Source organism: Paraburkholderia sp. RHO2 (assembly GCF_050955445.1).
GTDB classification, from domain to species: Bacteria; Actinomycetota; Actinomycetes; order Mycobacteriales; family Mycobacteriaceae; genus Prescottella; species Prescottella agglutinans_A.
Map to the genome: position 1 here is coordinate 4,325,005 of NZ_CP162617.1, position 15,601 is coordinate 4,340,605.

At 69.7% G+C, this 15,601-nt stretch carries 15 protein-coding genes; 4 read left to right on the forward strand and 11 right to left on the reverse strand.

The window, feature by feature from the left end; all coding sequences use genetic code 11:
- The first annotated feature begins 22 nt into the window (after nucleotides 1-22).
- Both ABTV10_RS20145 and ABTV10_RS20150 read left to right on the forward strand, forming a co-directional pair.
- A complete protein-coding gene (locus tag ABTV10_RS20145) occupies nucleotides 23-352 on the forward strand; it encodes a transposase (protein ID WP_499035126.1) in 330 nt (109 codons plus the stop codon).
- Nucleotides 349-1,203 (forward strand): IS3 family transposase, encoded by an 855-nt coding sequence (locus ABTV10_RS20150; RefSeq protein ID WP_499028888.1) that lies wholly within the window; start codon nucleotides 349-351, stop codon nucleotides 1,201-1,203. Before ABTV10_RS20145 ends, ABTV10_RS20150 begins: the two co-directional genes overlap by 4 nt.
- A gap of 86 nt (nucleotides 1,204-1,289) precedes the next feature.
- Here ABTV10_RS20150 and ccsB read toward each other — a convergent pair whose 3' ends face one another.
- The 6 genes from ccsB to hemL are packed head-to-tail and all read right to left on the reverse strand — an operon-like array spanning nucleotide 1,290 to nucleotide 7,450.
- Nucleotides 1,290-2,258 carry a c-type cytochrome biogenesis protein CcsB gene (gene ccsB, locus ABTV10_RS20155; protein ID WP_499029684.1) on the reverse strand — a complete coding sequence of 323 codons (969 nt, stop codon included), beginning with the start codon at nucleotides 2,256-2,258 and terminating at the stop codon, nucleotides 1,290-1,292.
- A 38-nt stretch (nucleotides 2,259-2,296) separates the two neighbouring features.
- Nucleotides 2,297-3,976, reverse strand: a complete 1,680-nt coding sequence (gene resB / locus ABTV10_RS20160; protein WP_499029687.1) for a cytochrome c biogenesis protein ResB — start codon at nucleotides 3,974-3,976, stop codon at nucleotides 2,297-2,299.
- Nucleotides 3,973-4,800, reverse strand: coding sequence for a cytochrome c biogenesis CcdA family protein (locus ABTV10_RS20165; RefSeq protein WP_499029689.1), 828 nt, complete (start codon nucleotides 4,798-4,800; stop codon nucleotides 3,973-3,975). Before ABTV10_RS20165 ends, resB begins: the two co-directional genes overlap by 4 nt.
- A complete protein-coding gene (locus ABTV10_RS20170) occupies nucleotides 4,797-5,411 on the reverse strand; it encodes a TlpA disulfide reductase family protein (RefSeq protein WP_499029691.1) in 615 nt (204 codons plus the stop codon). Before ABTV10_RS20170 ends, ABTV10_RS20165 begins: the two co-directional genes overlap by 4 nt.
- On the reverse strand, nucleotides 5,408-6,082 hold the full coding sequence (locus ABTV10_RS20175; RefSeq protein WP_499029693.1) for a histidine phosphatase family protein: 675 nt from the start codon (nucleotides 6,080-6,082) through the stop codon (nucleotides 5,408-5,410). Before ABTV10_RS20175 ends, ABTV10_RS20170 begins: the two co-directional genes overlap by 4 nt.
- Before the next feature lie 33 nt (nucleotides 6,083-6,115).
- Nucleotides 6,116-7,450, reverse strand: coding sequence for a glutamate-1-semialdehyde 2,1-aminomutase (hemL, locus tag ABTV10_RS20180; RefSeq protein WP_499029695.1), 1,335 nt, complete (start codon nucleotides 7,448-7,450; stop codon nucleotides 6,116-6,118).
- A gap of 148 nt (nucleotides 7,451-7,598) precedes the next feature.
- Here hemL and ABTV10_RS20185 point away from each other — a divergent pair, with 148 nt between their 5' ends.
- On the forward strand, nucleotides 7,599-9,533 hold the full coding sequence (locus tag ABTV10_RS20185; protein ID WP_499029697.1) for an acyl-CoA dehydrogenase family protein: 1,935 nt from the start codon (nucleotides 7,599-7,601) through the stop codon (nucleotides 9,531-9,533).
- On the opposite strand, the gene ABTV10_RS20190 is transcribed toward ABTV10_RS20185, so the two are convergent.
- The 3 genes from ABTV10_RS20190 to ABTV10_RS20200 form a co-directional block, all read right to left on the reverse strand.
- Nucleotides 9,530-10,333 carry a putative protein N(5)-glutamine methyltransferase gene (locus tag ABTV10_RS20190; RefSeq protein WP_499029699.1) on the reverse strand — a complete coding sequence of 268 codons (804 nt, stop codon included), beginning with the start codon at nucleotides 10,331-10,333 and terminating at the stop codon, nucleotides 9,530-9,532. The two genes, ABTV10_RS20185 and ABTV10_RS20190, sit on opposite strands and share 4 nt — an antisense overlap.
- Nucleotides 10,334-10,498: 165 nt before the next feature.
- Nucleotides 10,499-11,650 (reverse strand): PQQ-dependent sugar dehydrogenase, encoded by a 1,152-nt coding sequence (locus ABTV10_RS20195; RefSeq protein ID WP_499029701.1) that lies wholly within the window; start codon nucleotides 11,648-11,650, stop codon nucleotides 10,499-10,501.
- A gap of 93 nt (nucleotides 11,651-11,743) precedes the next feature.
- Entirely contained in the window at nucleotides 11,744-12,142 is a 399-nt protein-coding gene (locus ABTV10_RS20200; protein WP_499029703.1) for a nitroreductase family deazaflavin-dependent oxidoreductase, read from the reverse strand.
- A gap of 119 nt (nucleotides 12,143-12,261) precedes the next feature.
- Here ABTV10_RS20200 and ABTV10_RS20205 point away from each other — a divergent pair, with 119 nt between their 5' ends.
- Nucleotides 12,262-13,248, forward strand: coding sequence for a hypothetical protein (locus tag ABTV10_RS20205; RefSeq protein WP_499029705.1), 987 nt, complete (start codon nucleotides 12,262-12,264; stop codon nucleotides 13,246-13,248).
- Here ABTV10_RS20205 and ABTV10_RS20210 read toward each other — a convergent pair.
- The gene (locus ABTV10_RS20210; RefSeq protein ID WP_499029707.1) at nucleotides 13,232-15,400 is read right to left on the reverse strand and encodes a heavy metal translocating P-type ATPase; all 2,169 of its coding nucleotides are present in this window, start codon (nucleotides 15,398-15,400) and stop codon (nucleotides 13,232-13,234) included. The genes ABTV10_RS20205 and ABTV10_RS20210 overlap by 17 nt on opposite strands.
- On the reverse strand, nucleotides 15,397-15,600 hold the full coding sequence (locus tag ABTV10_RS20215) for a heavy-metal-associated domain-containing protein (protein ID WP_499029709.1): 204 nt from the start codon (nucleotides 15,598-15,600) through the stop codon (nucleotides 15,397-15,399). Before ABTV10_RS20215 ends, ABTV10_RS20210 begins: the two co-directional genes overlap by 4 nt.
- Nucleotide 15,601 lies beyond the last annotated feature (1 nt).

Sequence of the window (15,601 nt, forward strand, 5' to 3'; positions counted from 1 at the left end):
GGTTCGCGGAAGAGGAGTTCTGGTGGCCAAACCTCGGGACAGACGGTCGTTCTCGTTCGAGTTGAAACTCGACGTAGTGCGCCGCGCTATCGCCGGCGAGGCGAAGGTCGACCTCGCCCGCGAGTTCGACCTGTCCTCGCCGAAACTGATCGAGACGTGGGTGCGCAAGTACCGCAACGAGGGCGAGGACGGGCTGCGCCCGAAGCGGGCCGGGCGTCCCCCGAAACCCGCCGATCCCGGGCCGGACGAGGTCAGTGAGCTCGAGCAGCTGCGCCGCGAGAACGAGGTGCTGCGGGCGCAGGTCGCCTACCTGGGAAAATTACGGGCCTTGAGGGCGCAACAACGACGGTGAAGGTCGCTGCCGTCGTCTCCCTCAAGGCCGAACACCGCATCGATGTGCTGCTCGAGGCCACCGGGGTGGCCCGGTCGACGTTCTTCTATCACCAGGCGCGTCTGCGGGCACCGGACCCGAACGCCGAGTTGAAGGCCGCGATCACCGAGGCGTTCGTGCGCAGCCGCGGCCGCTACGGGCACCGTCGCATCCACCACGCACTGACCCGTGCCGGCTGGCGGGTGGCGAAGAAGACGGTGCTGACGCTGATGCGCACGCTCGGGCTGGCCTGCCGGGTCCGACGCAAGCGCAAGTACGTCGCCTATCAGGGCCAGGTCGGCACGATCGCGGCGAACCTGCTCGACCGCGACTTCACCGCCGACGCCCCGAACCGCAAGTGGGTCACCGACGTGACCGAGTTCCGCATCGGCGACGACAAGCTGTATCTGTCACCGGTCATGGACCTGTTCGACCGGCAGATCGTCGCCCACTCGATCGGCCCGTCACCGACGCTGCAACTGACCAACAGTTCGCTGCAAGCCGCGCTCGCGACCCTCGACGACGGGCAGGCCCCGCTCGTGCACTCGGATCAGGGATTCCAGTACCAGCACTCGTCCTGGCGACGGCTGCTCGCTGAAGCCGCTGCGACCCAATCGATGTCGCGCAAGGCCAACTGCTACGACAACGCCGTGATGGAGAACTTCTTCGGCCACCTCAAAGCCGAGCTCTTCGACCACACCCGATACCCCGACACCGAGGCGCTGACCACCGCGATCGACGACTACATCGACTGGTACAACACCGAACGGATCTCCACAAAACTCGAGGGCCTGAGCCCGGTGCAATACCGGACCCAGGCCCTCGCGGCTTAGGCTCCCACTTAGCCAGTCCAACAATCGGGGACCAGTTCACGTGCGCTGGGAGCGCACGAAGGGTCCCTTCAGCTGTGTCCGGGTTGTCAGTTCAGGCCGGCGTAGGAGTGCAGGCCCGAGACCACCATGTTGATGATGAACAGGTTGAACAGCATCGCCACGAAGCCGGCGACGTTGATCCACGCCGCTTTCGTGTCGCGCCAACCCGACGTCGCACGGGCATGCAGGTAGGCCGCGTAGATCACCCACGCGATGAAGGAGACGGTCTCCTTGGGGTCCCAACCCCAGAACCGGCCCCACGCCGCCTCGGCCCAGATCGCGCCGAGGATGATGCCGGCGCCGAACAGCGGGAACGCGACGATCGTCGTCTTGTAGGCGAGACGGTCGAGGGTCTGCGCGTCGGGCAGGCGCTGCGCCAGCTTGCCGAAGAACCCGGTGCTCTCCTCGCCCTTCGGGAAACGGATCCGGTACAGGAACAGGATGCTCGCCACACCGGACACCATGAAGATGCCGCTGCCGACGCTGATGATCGTGACGTGGATCGGCAGCCAGAACGACTTGAGCGCCGGAACCACCGGGGCCGCGTCGGCGTACAGCACGGTGGCCGCGAGGAACATCAGGACCAGCACCGGAACCAGCAGGAACACGAACAGGTCCGTGGTCTTGCGCAGCGCGACGATGCCCGCGATCACCGCGGCCGCGCACGCCATCGTCACGAACTCGTACATGTTGCCGAGCGGGAATCGCTCGGTCGCCAGGCCGCGCAGCACGATCGACGCGATGTGCAGCACCACGCCGACGATCAGCAGGGCGTAGCCCATGCCGCCGAACTTCTCGGACCACGTCTTGCCGGGCTGTTCCACCACGCGGCCGGGCGCCTGCGACTCGGTGGCGACCGGGCCGCCGCCGACGGTCACGAGCTCGCGGTCCTGCACCTCGCGTGCCCGCATCGACGCGTACCGCGCGATGAGCAGCACGGTGGCCAGGACGTAGATCGCAAACGCCGACTCGAACGACCAGTCGCTGTAGCGAGCGAGTGTCTCGTTGATCGTCATGAATTCATCTCCTGCGCGATGCGCGCTCGTGTTGTCCGTTATGCCGTGCCGTCACCCAACAGGCGGGTGCGCAGCCGATCGAACTCGTCGCCCCAGCCGGCCTGATCCGTTCGGGCAAGCCCGCCGAGCTCTACTACAGTACGTCGTTCGCCCTCGGCCAATGTAGCCGACACGGTGTCGGGATCCTTCGCGGGGTAGATCCGCACCCAGACGCGGCGACGCTTGACCACCAGCGACGTCAGCAGGCCCGCCATCATCACCAGCGCCGATACCAGCACCCACTGCTGCGCGGGGTCGTGCGAGACCTGCAGGTTGACGAAGTCGACGGCGCCGTCGAAGCGGACCTGGGTGCCGTCGGCGAGGGTCTTGCTCTCGCCGGGGAACAGGTTCACCCGCTCCTGCTTGACCAACCGGCCCTGGTTGACCAGCTCCTTGTTGAGGGAGAACAGGTTCTGCGGAAGCCCGGTGTCGAGGCCGGTGTCGCCCTTGTAGATGTCGATCGCGACGGCCGGATCGGTCATCGCCGGGTAGCCCGACGACAGCAGACTCCCGTGGAACACCGCGGTCGGCGCGAACAGTCCCTCGATCGCGATCTGGTTCCTGCGCCGCTCGTCCTCGTTCGGGTAGAGGCCGCCGGGCGGATCGAACCGCATCGCGCCGCTGGACAGGAACGTCGTCGCATCGTCGGGCTGCCACTGCAGCGTCTCGGTGCGGGACTCGCCGTTCGGGAACGTCACGGTGAACGTGGGCGCGTACCCGTGGCCCTGCAGGTAGACGCGGTCGCCGGCGACGCGCAGCGGATGGTTGACCCGCAACTCCGTCTCACGCCACGTGTCCGTCTCCAGGTCCTTGCCGGACTGGTAGGAGATGTTCGACCGGAACATCTCGGCCTGGCCGTTGTCGAGGTAGTCGGCGGAGAAGTCCTTGACGCGGATGCACAGCGGCGTCATGCCGGTGCCGTCCTCCTTGAGGCCGGCACGGAACCCGTCGAAGATCGCCGGCGACGTGGTGCACAGGCCGGCACCGTTGTCGGCGATGACGATCGCGTTGCCCTCGTAGCTGAACAGCTTGCCGACCGCGATGGAGACGAGCAGCGCCACCAGCGACAGGTGGAAGACCAGGTTGCCGGCCTCGCGCAGGAATCCCTTCTCCGCCGAGAGGGTGATCTCGTCCGGATGCTTGGCGCGCGCGCCACCGACGCGCTGCTCGACGCGCCAGCCGCGAAGCTGCTTGCGCACGCGCTCGGCCAGGACCTCGGGGTCCTCCTCGACGGTCGCGACGTGGTGGTGCGGGAGCCGGCCCAGGTTGCGCGGCGCCGCGACGGGCTTGGCGCGCAGCGCCTTCGCGTACTCGACGCAGCGCGGGATGATGCAGCCGACCAGGGAGATGAACAGCAGCACGTAGATCGCGGTGAACCAGAAGCTGCCGAACACGTCGAACAGTTCCAGCTTGTCCATGATCGGACCGAGCGTCGGCCGGTTCGCGATGTACTCGTTGACCTTGCCCTCGTTGAGGCTGCGCTGCGGCAGCAGTGCGCCGGGGATGGCGGCGAGCGCCAGCAGAAACAGCAGCACCAGGGCGGTCCGCATCGACGTCAGGCCACGCCACGCGTTGCGAACGACGGCGAGGGCGCGGCCGGCCGGGGACTGCCGCGGCGGGCGCGGAGCCTCGGTGTCGGCCGGCGACCCGTCGGCGCTCAGTGTGTCTCGAACTGTCATATCGGCAAAGTCACCTCCGTGACGAATGCGTCGCGGATCCAGCCGACGAACTGGTCCCACGCGCCGGTGACCAGTGCGATACCGACCACAATCAACAAGATTCCGCCGAAGATCTGGATCGTTCGGCTGTTGCGGCGCAGCCAGCCGACGCCGCGCAGCGCCCGCGCCGACCCGAGCGCCACCAGGACGAAGGGCAGCCCCAGGCCCAGGCAATAGGCGACGATGAGCGCCACGCCGCGGACCGCGGTCGCGCCCTCGGTGCCCGCGGACACCGACATCACACCGGCGAGCGTCGGGCCCAGGCAGGGCGTCCAGCCGAGCGCGAACACGCCGCCCAGCAGGGGCGCGCCGATCAGGCCGGACACCTGCTTCGGCGCGAACCGGGTGTCCTTCTGCAGCGCCGGGATCAGCCCGACGAACGCCAGGCCCATCACGATCGTGACGACGCCGCCGACCCGCTGGAGTACTTCCCGGTTGATCGTGAGCGCCTCGATGGCCCCGAACACCGTGGCGGTGGCGAGCACGAAGACGACGGTGAAACCGGCGACGAACAGCCCCGCGGCGCCCGCGACGCGCAGGCGACCGTCGCGCAGGGTCTTCGTCCGGGTCTGTGCCTCCCCCGCGGTCACGGCCGGCGCGTCGGCGCCGACCACGCCGGCGAGGTACGACAGGTAGCCCGGGACGAGCGGCACCACACACGGCGATGCGAACGACACCAGTCCGGCGAGCATGCAGGCGCCGAGCGCGAGTAGCAGCGGCCCGGTCGAGGCGGTGGCCTGGAATGTCTCGCCGACGTCGGCCAGCAGGATCGTGTCGGTCGTCATCCCTGGTCCTGCGGCTCCTGTGCGACGCGTTCCACCACGGGCTGCAGGTCGTCCGCCAGCAGTTCCTTGAGGAAGACGGCGGCGACGCGATGCTGCCGATCGAGCACGATGGTCGTCGGGATGACGCTGGTCGGGTAGTTCTTGCCGAGCGAGACGAGGCTCCGCATCGCCGGATCGTAGATCGACGGGTAGCTCACCTTGTTGTCGATCACGAAGTCCTGGGCCTTGTCCTGCGTGTGGTCGCGGACGTTGATGCCGAGGAACTGGACGCCGAGGTCCTTGGTGTTCTCGTAGACCTTCTCGAGATCGTCGGCCTCACCGCGGCACGGGCCGCACCACTGGCCCCACACGTTGAGCACGACGACCTGGCCTGCAAAATCGGATAAGGACGTCGTTTCACCGTCGGTCATCAGGTCGGGGCCGGAGACGTTGCCGACGGTGCCGCGCTCGGACGGCGGATCGTAGAACAGTTCGGTCTGGCCGCCGGGCGAGACGAACACGAAGCTGCCGCCCTGCGCTACGGCGTCCTCGCCGCCGGCGCAGCCCGCGACGGTCGCGGCGACCACCAGTGTGCAGGCCGCGGCCGCCAACCGGAGGGAGGGGAACTTCATGCGCCGGTCACCCTCGGGTCCGACGATCCGGCCGGCTCGGAGTAGACGATGTCGACGAGGGTGTCGCCCTCGTAGACCAGCGACGTCAGGGATGCGAGACCGCACTGACGGTTGCGGGGGTCGTGCCAGAGGCGCTCGCCCTGCAGGAAGCGGCGCAGCGTCCACACCGGCAGCTGGTGGCTCACGCACACGGCCTCGTGGCCCACCGCGGCGACGCGCGCGGTGTTGACCGCGGCGAGCATGCGGTGGGCGATCTGCAGGTAGGGCTCGCCCCACGACGGGGTGAACGGGTCGCGCAGCTTCCACCAGTGCCGCGGCCGGCGCAGCGCACCGTCGCCGACGGCCACCTTGAGGCCCTCGAAGTCGTTCGCGGCCTCGATGAGGTTGGCGTCGGTCGCGATCTGCAGCCCGTGCTTCTCCGCGATCGGCGCGGCCGTCTCCTGCGCCCGCTGCAGCGGCGACGCGACGACGTGCGTGATGTCGTGGTCGGCGAGCGCCGACGCGACGGCGCGGGCCTGCGATTCACCGGTCACCGACAGCCGGAAGTTCGGGAGGCGCCCGTAGAGGATGCCGCCCGGGTTGTGCACCTCACCGTGCCGGAGCACGTGAACGATGGTGCGGGTGTCGGAGTGCGGATGGTCGGCAGCGCTCGCGTTGTCGGCGTCGGTCACGATGGTCGTCCCTGTTCCCTGTGGTTCGGTGGCTCAGTGCTTGGCGGCGGCGGCAGCCTTGGCCGCATGCGGGGCGGCGTCGGCGATCTTCGAGAAGGCGTCGTCGTCGAGGGCGGACGACACGAACCACGCCTCGAACGCGCTCGGCGGCGCGTAGATGCCGCGCGAGAGCAGGGCGTGGAAGAAATCGGGGAACCGCCACGTGTCGGCGGCCTTGGCCTCGGCGTAGTTCGTGACCGGGTTCTCGGAGAAGAACACGCTCACCAGGGTGCCCGCGTACTGGACGCGGTGCGGCACGCCCTCGGCGGTGAGAGCGTCGCCCAGCAGCGCGCCCAGGGTGGCGGCGTTGCGCTCGAGCGCGGCGTAGACCGCGTCGTCGGCGGCCTGCAGGTTGGCGAGGCCCGCGGCGACGGCGACGGGGTTCCCGGACAGCGTGCCCGCCTGGTAGACGGGGCCGGACGGCGCCAGCTTCGCCATGATGTCGGCGCGGCCGCCGAAGGCGGCGGCGGGCAGGCCGCCGCTCATGACCTTGCCGAACGTGTAGAGGTCGCCGGCGACGCCGTCGCGGCCGTACCAGCCGGAGCGGCTGACGCGGAAGCCGGTCATGACCTCGTCCATGATCAGCAGCGCGCCGTGCTCGGTGGTGAGGGCACGCAGGCCCTCGTTGAAGCCGGGCAGCGGTGCGACCGCGCCCATGTTGCCGGCGGCGGCCTCGGTGATGACGCACGCGATCTCGCCGGGGTTGGCGGCGAACGCGGCGCGCACCGCCTCGAGGTCGTTGTAGGGCACGACGATGGTGTCCTCAGCCTGTGCGCCGGTCACGCCGGGCGAGGTGGGCAGGCCGAACGTGGCCAGGCCCGAGCCCGCGTCGGCGAGCAGTGCGTCGACGTGGCCGTGGTAGCAGCCGGAGAACTTGACGATCTTGGAACGGCCGGTGAAGCCGCGGGCCAGGCGGACGGCGCTCATCGTGGCCTCGGTCCCGGAGTTGACCAGGCGGACCTGCTCGACGGGCGCGACGCGGGAGACGATCTCCTCCGCGAGCGCGATCTCCCCCTCGGTGGGGGCACCGAACGACAGACCGGTCGTGGCCGCCTTCTGCACGGCCTCGACGACGGCGGGGTGCGCGTGACCGAGGATCATCGGACCCCACGAGCACACCAGGTCGATGTAGTCGTTGCCGTCCACGTCGGTGAGGGTGTAGCCGGACGCCTCCGCGATGAAGCGGGGGGCGCCGCCGACCGAACCGAAGGCGCGCACCGGGGAGTTGACGCCACCGGGAATGACCTTGGACGCCCGGTCGAAGAGCTGGGCTGAACGGGCGTCGCGGAGATCGGGTCCCAGGCCGGACCCGCTGGAGGCAGCAGTCACGGCTTCCAGTGTCCCAGTTCTGTCGAATTTGCCAACGACAGGGTGTAGGAGGTGGCCGGAATCACATCGCGCCGGCGTGTCCGTTCGCGCAGGTGGGGCGCTGGAGCGTTGCCCAGCGGGACGCGACGGCCCGCATTACGTTCGGAACATGGCGACGACGGCGGACTCCCTGCGGACGACTCTCGACGGCCGGTGGGCGGAGGTGCGCGAGAAGGCCCGCATCGACCTCTCGGCCGACGAGTTCCGGCCCCACCACACCCCCGACCTCGACCGGGCGCGGGCCAAGACGCTCGAGCAACTGCGGGTACTCGCGGCCGGCGGGTTCGTCGACCGCGGCTTCGGGGTCGCGATCGGCAGCGGAGCGGAGCCCGGTGCTGCGGTGACCGCGATCGAGATGCTGGCGATGTCGGACCTGTCGCTCATGGTCAAGGCCGGCGTGCAGTGGGGGCTGTTCGGCGGCGCGATCGAGAACCTCGGCACCGAGCACCACCACGCCGAGTACCTCCGCCCGATGATCGACCTGGACCTGCTGGGCTGTTTCGCGATGACCGAGACCGGGCACGGCAGCGACGTGCAGAGCCTCGAGACGACCGCGACGTACGACCCGAGCACCGACGAGTTCGTGGTCCACTCCCCCACCCCGTCGTCCCGCAAGGACTACATCGGCGGCGCCGCCGAGCACGCCCGCATGGCGGCGGTGTTCGCTCAGTTGGTCGTCGGGGACGAGTCGCACGGTGTGCACTGTCTCCTGGTGCCGATCCGCGACGCCGACGGCAGCGACCTGCCGGGTGTGACGACGTCGGACTGCGGCTGGAAGGGCGGACTGCCCGGTGTCGACAACGGCCGGATCGTGTTCGACCACGTCCGGGTCCCGCGGACCAACCTGCTCGACCGGTACGGGTCGGTGGATGCGGACGGCGTGTACTCGTCGCCGATCGAGAACAAGAACCGCCGCTTCTTCACGATGCTCGGCACGCTGGTGCGCGGGCGGGTGACGGTGGGCGGCTCGGCGGCCGCCGCCGCCCGAGTCGCGCTGACCATCGCGACCCGGTACGCGTTGCAGCGCAAGCAGTTCAGCGCACCCAACGGCGACGGTGCGACGCCGGATCCGGAGGTGCCGATCATGGACTACCTCGTGCACCAGCAGCGCCTGCTGCCGCACATCGCCCGCGCCTACGCGCTGGGCTTCGCGCAGAACGAACTGGTCGCGAGGATGCACGACATCCAGACCGCCGCCGCGGTCGACCCCGCCGAGCAGCGCGAACTCGAGTCCCGGGCGGCCGGACTGAAGGCCGCCAACACGTGGCACGCGACGCGCGCGATCCAGGAGTGCCGCGAGGCGTGCGGCGGCGCCGGCTACCTCGCCGAGAACCGGCTGACGGCACTCAAGGCCGACACCGACGTGTTCACCACGTTCGAGGGCGACAACACGGTGCTGACCCAGTTGGTCGCGAAGGAACTGCTCACCCAGTACGCCGACGAGGTCCGCGGGATGAGCCCGGTCGAGTGGATGGCCTTCGCCGCCAACGCCTTCGGCGACGCGGTCCGCAAGCGCACCGCGGCGCAGCAGATCATCCAGACGATCCTCGACACCCGGCAGGACAACGAGGAGGACGGCAGCCTCTTCAACCGCGGCACCCAGTTGACATTGCTCGAGGACCGCGAGGAGTACCTGCTCGCGACGGCCGCGCGCCGCCTGCAGGGTGCCCGCAAGCGCGAGGACGACCCGTTCGACGCCTTCAACTTCGTCCAGGACCACGTGCTGCACGCGGCGCGGGCGCACATCGACCGGGTGGTGCTCGAGGCGTTCATCGCCGGCATCGACGCGTGCGCGGACGAGACCGCGCGCGACCTGCTGAGCAACCTGTGCGACCTGTTCGCACTCACCGTGATCGACGAGGACAAGGCGTGGTTCATGGAGCACCGGCACCTCTCCGTCGAACGTGCCAAGGCCGTCCGGCGCGGCATCAACGAGCGCTGCCGCACGCTGCGCCCGCACGCCGCGACGCTCGTCGACGGACTGGGCGTGCCGGACGCACTTGCGGGCGCGGCGATGCTCCACGCTCCCACCGACGGTCGTTAGCCCGCCGCCGAGGTGCCCACCACCACGGTCGCGTCGAAGTCGTCCGAGCGGACCACTCTGGCGAGCAGCCCTGCCCGCGTGAAGATCTCGGCTGAGGTAGCCGCCTGCCGGGCCCCGGTTTCGACCAGCACGTGGCCACCCCGACGCAACCAGGCCGACGACTCCGCCGCAACGGCCCGCTGGCAGTCGAGACCGTCGGGGCCACCGTCGAGCGCGACCCGCGGTTCGTGGTCCCGCGCCTCGGGCGGCATCAGCGCGATCGCGTGACTCGGGACGTAGGGGACGTTCGCCACGAGGACGTCGATCCGACCCCGCAGCCCCGCGGGCAGTGCACCGAACAGGTCGCCCTCGTGAACCCGCCCGCCGAGGGGTTCGACATTGCGGCCGGCGCACCGGACCGCGACCGGGTCGATGTCGGCGGCGTGGAGTTCGATGCCCGCCACCTCGCCGGCGAGGGCGACGCCGAGCGCACCTGACCCACAACACAGGTCGACGACGACGGCGCCCGGCCGTGTGAGCGCGGCAGCCTGCCGGACCAGCAGTTCGCTGCGGCGCCGCGGCACGAACACCCCGGCGTCGACGTCGATGCGCCTGCCGCAGAATTCGACCCAGCCCAGGACGTGTTCGAGGGGGGATCCGGCCGAGCGTCGTTCGACCATGCGGGCGAGCTCGCCCGCGTGCGTGGCCTCGGCGATGAGCAGATGTGCTTCGTCCTCGGCGAAAACGCAGCCGGCCGCGCGCAGAGTGGTGACGATCTTCGGAAAAGTGAACGGTGATTGTGGAACCTGAGGAGTCCGCACGAAGAGCCTTTCGGGATGCCGAAGGGGCCCTCACGATCGGTTACGCGGAAATATCCGCTCGATCCCGAGGCGAGAGCACCCTGCCTGTCCGAGCAGTAATGGGTCTCACCTCCTAGGTCGGTTCTCGTTGCTGAACAGCGACTTTCCTGTTCGAGCAGTGCGACACTAACGCGGCGCCGGGGCCACGCGCAACACCTTGTCGTCGGCACCGTTGTCGGTGGTGACCAGCACGCTGCCGTCGGGCATCCGGGTGGCCGAGCGCAGGCGTCCGTAGTCACCGACGAGGGCGGGGTGCGAATCCCTCACGCTTTCACCGGCGTCGGACAATTTCAGGAACAGCAACTCCTGCCCCTGCTGACTCGTGACGGCGAGCGCGCCGTCCCATTCGCCCCAGCCGGTTCCGGCGACGAAGGTGCCGCCGGGCGTCGCGATCGTCGGCTTTCCCGAACTCCACACGGCCGCGACGGCGCCGGGGACGCGGTCGGGATCGGTCATCGGCACGCTCTCGTCGTAGACGCCCGGCTCGCGGTCCGGCCGATATCCGTAATTGGCGCCTGCACGCAGCAGGTTCACCTCGTCGTCGCGGTCGGTGCCCTGCTCGATGCCGTACAGCCGGCCGGTTCCGGGCTGCAGCGCAAGACCCTGCACGTTGCGGTGCCCGAGCGTGAACACGGGGCTGTTCGGATCCGGGTCGCCGGACGCGGGCGATCCGTCCGCATCGACGTGCAACACCTTGCCGCCCAACGAATTCCGATCCTGCGGCACCGTCGGGCGCGCCGAGTCGCCGGTGCCGATGTACAGCGTGCCGTCCGGGTGAGCCAGGATGCGGCATCCACCGTGCCGCCCGCCGGCGCCCACCGGCATCCCCGTCACGACGTCTCCGGTACGGGTGAGGGCGGCCCATCCCGGGTCGACCGTCCACGACACCACTCGGATGTCCGTGCCGGACGCGTCGCGATGGCCCTGACAGGTGTAGACGGTACGACTGCTCGCGAAGTCGGTGGCCAGTGCGATGCCCATCAGTCCGGTCTCGCCCTGCGCGTACAGGTCCGACAGGTCGGCAGTCACCTCGCCGGCGGTCCCGTCGGGATGTTCGGCCACGAAGCGGCCGGTGCGCTCCCCTGTGAGGATCGTGCCGTCCGGGGCGATCACCACATCCCACGGCCGGGTGAGACCATCCATGACCGTGGTGACTTCGAGATCGGGAAACTGCTGCGCGGGAGGTTCTCGAGGTTCCGCGCATGCCGTCGGTACTGTGCCCAGCCCGATGACCGCCGCCACGATGACGGCTCCCGACCCCGTAAACGACTTACGCACGAATGGTCCTCTCCACTTTCCCACGGTCCACGTACCGATAGTCCGAACATCCGTTCGGCGAGAACGTCTCCGATGCGGGCGGTTCCGACGGCGCTAGCCTGCGGTCGTGAGCGCGAACACCGGGTGGTCGGCGGGATCCGGCAGTTTGTCCCAGTAGCCCTGGACCGTCCTGCCCGCCTTCACCCGATACGCCGCGATGATGGGTTCCCGGTCGCGAACCGGGACCTCCGTGGCGGTGTAGTGCGCGGTGCGACCCCGTCGGCTCACGTCCACCTCGGGCGAGGCGCGGAGATTGCGCACCCACTCCGATTCGCCGCGCGTCGAGACGAGGTAGCGGACCCCGTCGACGTCGACGGGCACGACAGGCACCGATCGGGGCTCGTGACTGCGCCGGCCGGTGACGGTGATCTTCTCGGTGCCACTGACACCGGTCGCGAGGGCGATACGGTTGAACACCTCGCGGACCAGCAGCGGCGGTTTCAGGTATGCCATCTCCGAAGTATGAGCGCGTCCGACGCGTCTGTCACCGGCGAGCCGACTCGGATCGCGCGCGGTGCGGACCTGACCTCTGCCGGTAGTGTCGGCCGAACGGGACGATTCGGAGGGGAACGATGACGGCGTGGGTCGAGGTTCTCGTGACGATGGCCGACGGACCCAGCCTCCCGATTCGAGGCGTGATCCGGAAGACTCCGGATGCACCCGAGCGGATCAACTTCGCCACCGTCGGCGAGAGCGAGCCGATGATCGTCGGCGTCGGCAGTGGTGATGTGCGCATCTGGCGCGACCGCAGCAGCGTGCGGGTCGAAACCCTCGACGGCCAGCCGCTGTTCGTCACCGACGGCGAGACGGCGTGGCAGTTCGGGCCGCCCGACGAACCGCCGCTCCGGAACTCGGCCGATCGGGTCTGCTACCTCGGAACGGGGAGTGACCTGCTGTTCAACCGGCCGGCGCACGACTGGCTGCGCGCCGACCACACCCGCCCGGCGGGACCGATCGAGGAGATCAGGTTCCTCGGACGCGACTGCTGGGCAGTGGATCTGGCACCCGGTCCTCATAAGTCAGGCGTCCTGCGGATCGTCGTCGATCGGGAGAGCGGCGCCGTGCTCGAGCAGCGTAACGACGCTTCCGGTTTCCGCGTCTCCTATGTCGAACTCGAGGTCGGCGCCACCACGGAAACCGGACTCTTCACGTGGAGCGGTCCCGCCCGAGATCACGAAGAGGTCCGCCGCGAGCAGGCTGCGGAGCAGCGCGCCGAGCACGAGCGGCGGCTGGAGTGGTTCCGCGACAACGTCTCCGACCGCCTGCCGATCGTCCAGATACCGGTTCCACTGCGGGTCTTGGACCTTCACTCGCTCGACGCGGAGACGGGCGCCTTCCAGGCCTCCGTCACTGGCGGCTTCGTGTCCGGAATGCTCGCCCGACGGCCCCGCTCGAACCAACCATGGAACCTCCTCTGGCACAATGAGACTCACCGCTGGTCGACCGAGGAGTTCGACTGGGCAGCGACCCTTCACGACGTGGTCATCGACGCGGGCGCTCTCGGTGCCCTGCAGGCGACCCTGCACCCCGGTCAGGCCGCGGTCAACGGAACCGCCTGAGCCGCAGGCTGTTCCCCACCACGAACAGCGACGACAGTGCCATCGCGGCGCCCGCGATCATCGGGTTGAGCAGACCGGTCGCGGCGAGCGGGATGGCCGCGACGTTGTAGGCGAACGCCCAGAACAGGTTTCCCTTGATGGTCGCCAGCGTGCGCCGCGACAGCCGGATCGCGTCGGGCACCGACCGCAGGTCGCCGCGCACGAGCGTCAGGTCGCTCGCCTCGATGGCGGCGTCGGTCCCGGTGCCCATCGCGATGCCGACGTCGGCGGTCGCGAGCGCCGCCGCGTCGTTGACCCCGTCACCGACCATCGCAACGGCCCCCTCTTTCCGCAGGCGCGCGACGGTCTCGGCCTTCTGGTCCGGGAGCACCTCGGCGATCACCCGGTCGATGCCGACCTCCCGCGCGACGGCGGTGGCCACCGCCTCGGAGTCACCGGTGAGCAGGACCGGGGTCATCCCGAGGTCACGGATCTCGCGAATCGCTTCGGCGCTGGTCGGTTTCACGGCGTCGGCCACGACCAGTGCACCGCGGACCCGGCCGTCCCACGACACGATCACCGCGGTCCGCCCGTCGGGCAGCAGCCCGTGCAGGTCGTCCGGCACCGCCCCCTGGGGCCGCCCCACCCGCACGGTGCGCCCCTCGACGACGCCCTCGACGCCGATGCCGGGGCGGTTGCCGAACCGGTCGACGGGCAGCAGCGAGGGCACGGCCCGCACGATCGCCCGCGCGACAGGGTGTTCGGAGCCGGACTCGACGGCCGCGGCCAGCGCCAGCACCCGGTCCCGGTCCTCGCCCGGCACCGCGATCACCCGGTCGAGTTCCATCTGCCCCGTGGTCACCGTGCCCGTCTTGTCGAGGACGACGGTGCCGATGCGGCGGGTCTGCTCGAGGACCTCGGGCCCCTTGATGAGGATTCCGAGTTGGGCGCCGCGCCCGGTCCCGACCAGCAGCGCGGTGGGCGTGGCCAGTCCGAGCGCGCACGGGCACGCGACGATGAGCACCGCGACCGCGGCGGTGAACGCCTCGGTCGCCTCGTGCCCCAGCAGCAGCCACACCGAGAGGGTCGCCGCTGCGATCACCAGCACCACCGGCACGAACACAGCAGAGACCCGGTCCGCGAGGCGCTGCGCGTGCGCCTTGCCGCTCTGCGCCTCGGTCACCAGTTTCGCGATGTGCGCCAGTTGTGTGTCGGATCCGACGCGTTCGGCCCGCACGGTGAGCAGGCCGTCCGTGTCGAGGGTGCCGCCGACGACGGCGTCCCCCTCCGTCACCTCGACCGGCACCGACTCCCCGGTGAGCATCGACGTGTCGACGGCCGCACCGCCGCGGACCACGCGGCCGTCGGTCGCGATCTTCTCGCCGGGCCGGACCACGAACTCGTCGCCGACCCGCAGCGCCGACACCGGCACGCGGCGTTCGACGCCGTCGCGCAGTACCGAAACGTCCTTGGCGCCCACCTCGAGCAGTGCCCGCAGCGCGGCACCCGATCGGCGTTTTGCCCGCGACTCCGCATATCGGCCGGCGAGCAGGAACGTGGTGACGCCCGCCGCCACCTCCAGATAGATCTGCCCGGACGGATCGTGCGCACCCGGCCGGAACGTGAACTCGTGCGTCATGCCGATGTCCCCGGCGGTGCCGAACACCAGGGCCCACAGCGACCACCCGTAGGCGGCGAGAGTGCCGAGCGAGACGAGGGTGTCCATCGTCGACATGCCGTGGCGGGCGGTGACGAGAGCGGCGCGATGGAACGGATAGCCGCACCAGAAGACGACGACGGTCGTGAGCGCGAGCGCCACCCACTGCCAGTAGTCGAACTGCAGCGGCGGCATCATCGACACGAGCACCACCGGGACCGTTGCGACGGTCGCGACGATCAGGCGGGCGCCGAGGCGGTCACCGGCCCTCTCGGGGGCGACGGGCTCCGCCGGCACCGTCACCGCTGCCGAGTAGCCGACCTTCTCGACCGTGTCCACGAGGTCCTGGAGGGCGATCGAATCCGGGTACTCGACGCGGGCCTTCTCGGTCGCGTAGTTGACGGTCGCGGTGACGCCGTCGAGTTTGCCGAGTTTGCGTTCGATCCGGGCCGCACACGACGCGCACGTCATACCGCCGATGTCGAGTTCGACGGTGCGCAGCCCGGTGGTGGTCACTGGACCAGCTCGTAGCCCGCCTCGGCGACCGCCGCCGCGACGGCGATCGTGTCCATCGGAGCGTCACTGGTCACCACGACGCGTCCGGACTCGACGTCGACCTCGACGCCCGTGACCCCGGACAGTTCGCTGATCTCCTCGGTGACCGCCGCCGCGCAGTGCCGGCAGGTCATGCCCTTGACGATGTAGGTGTGCTCCATC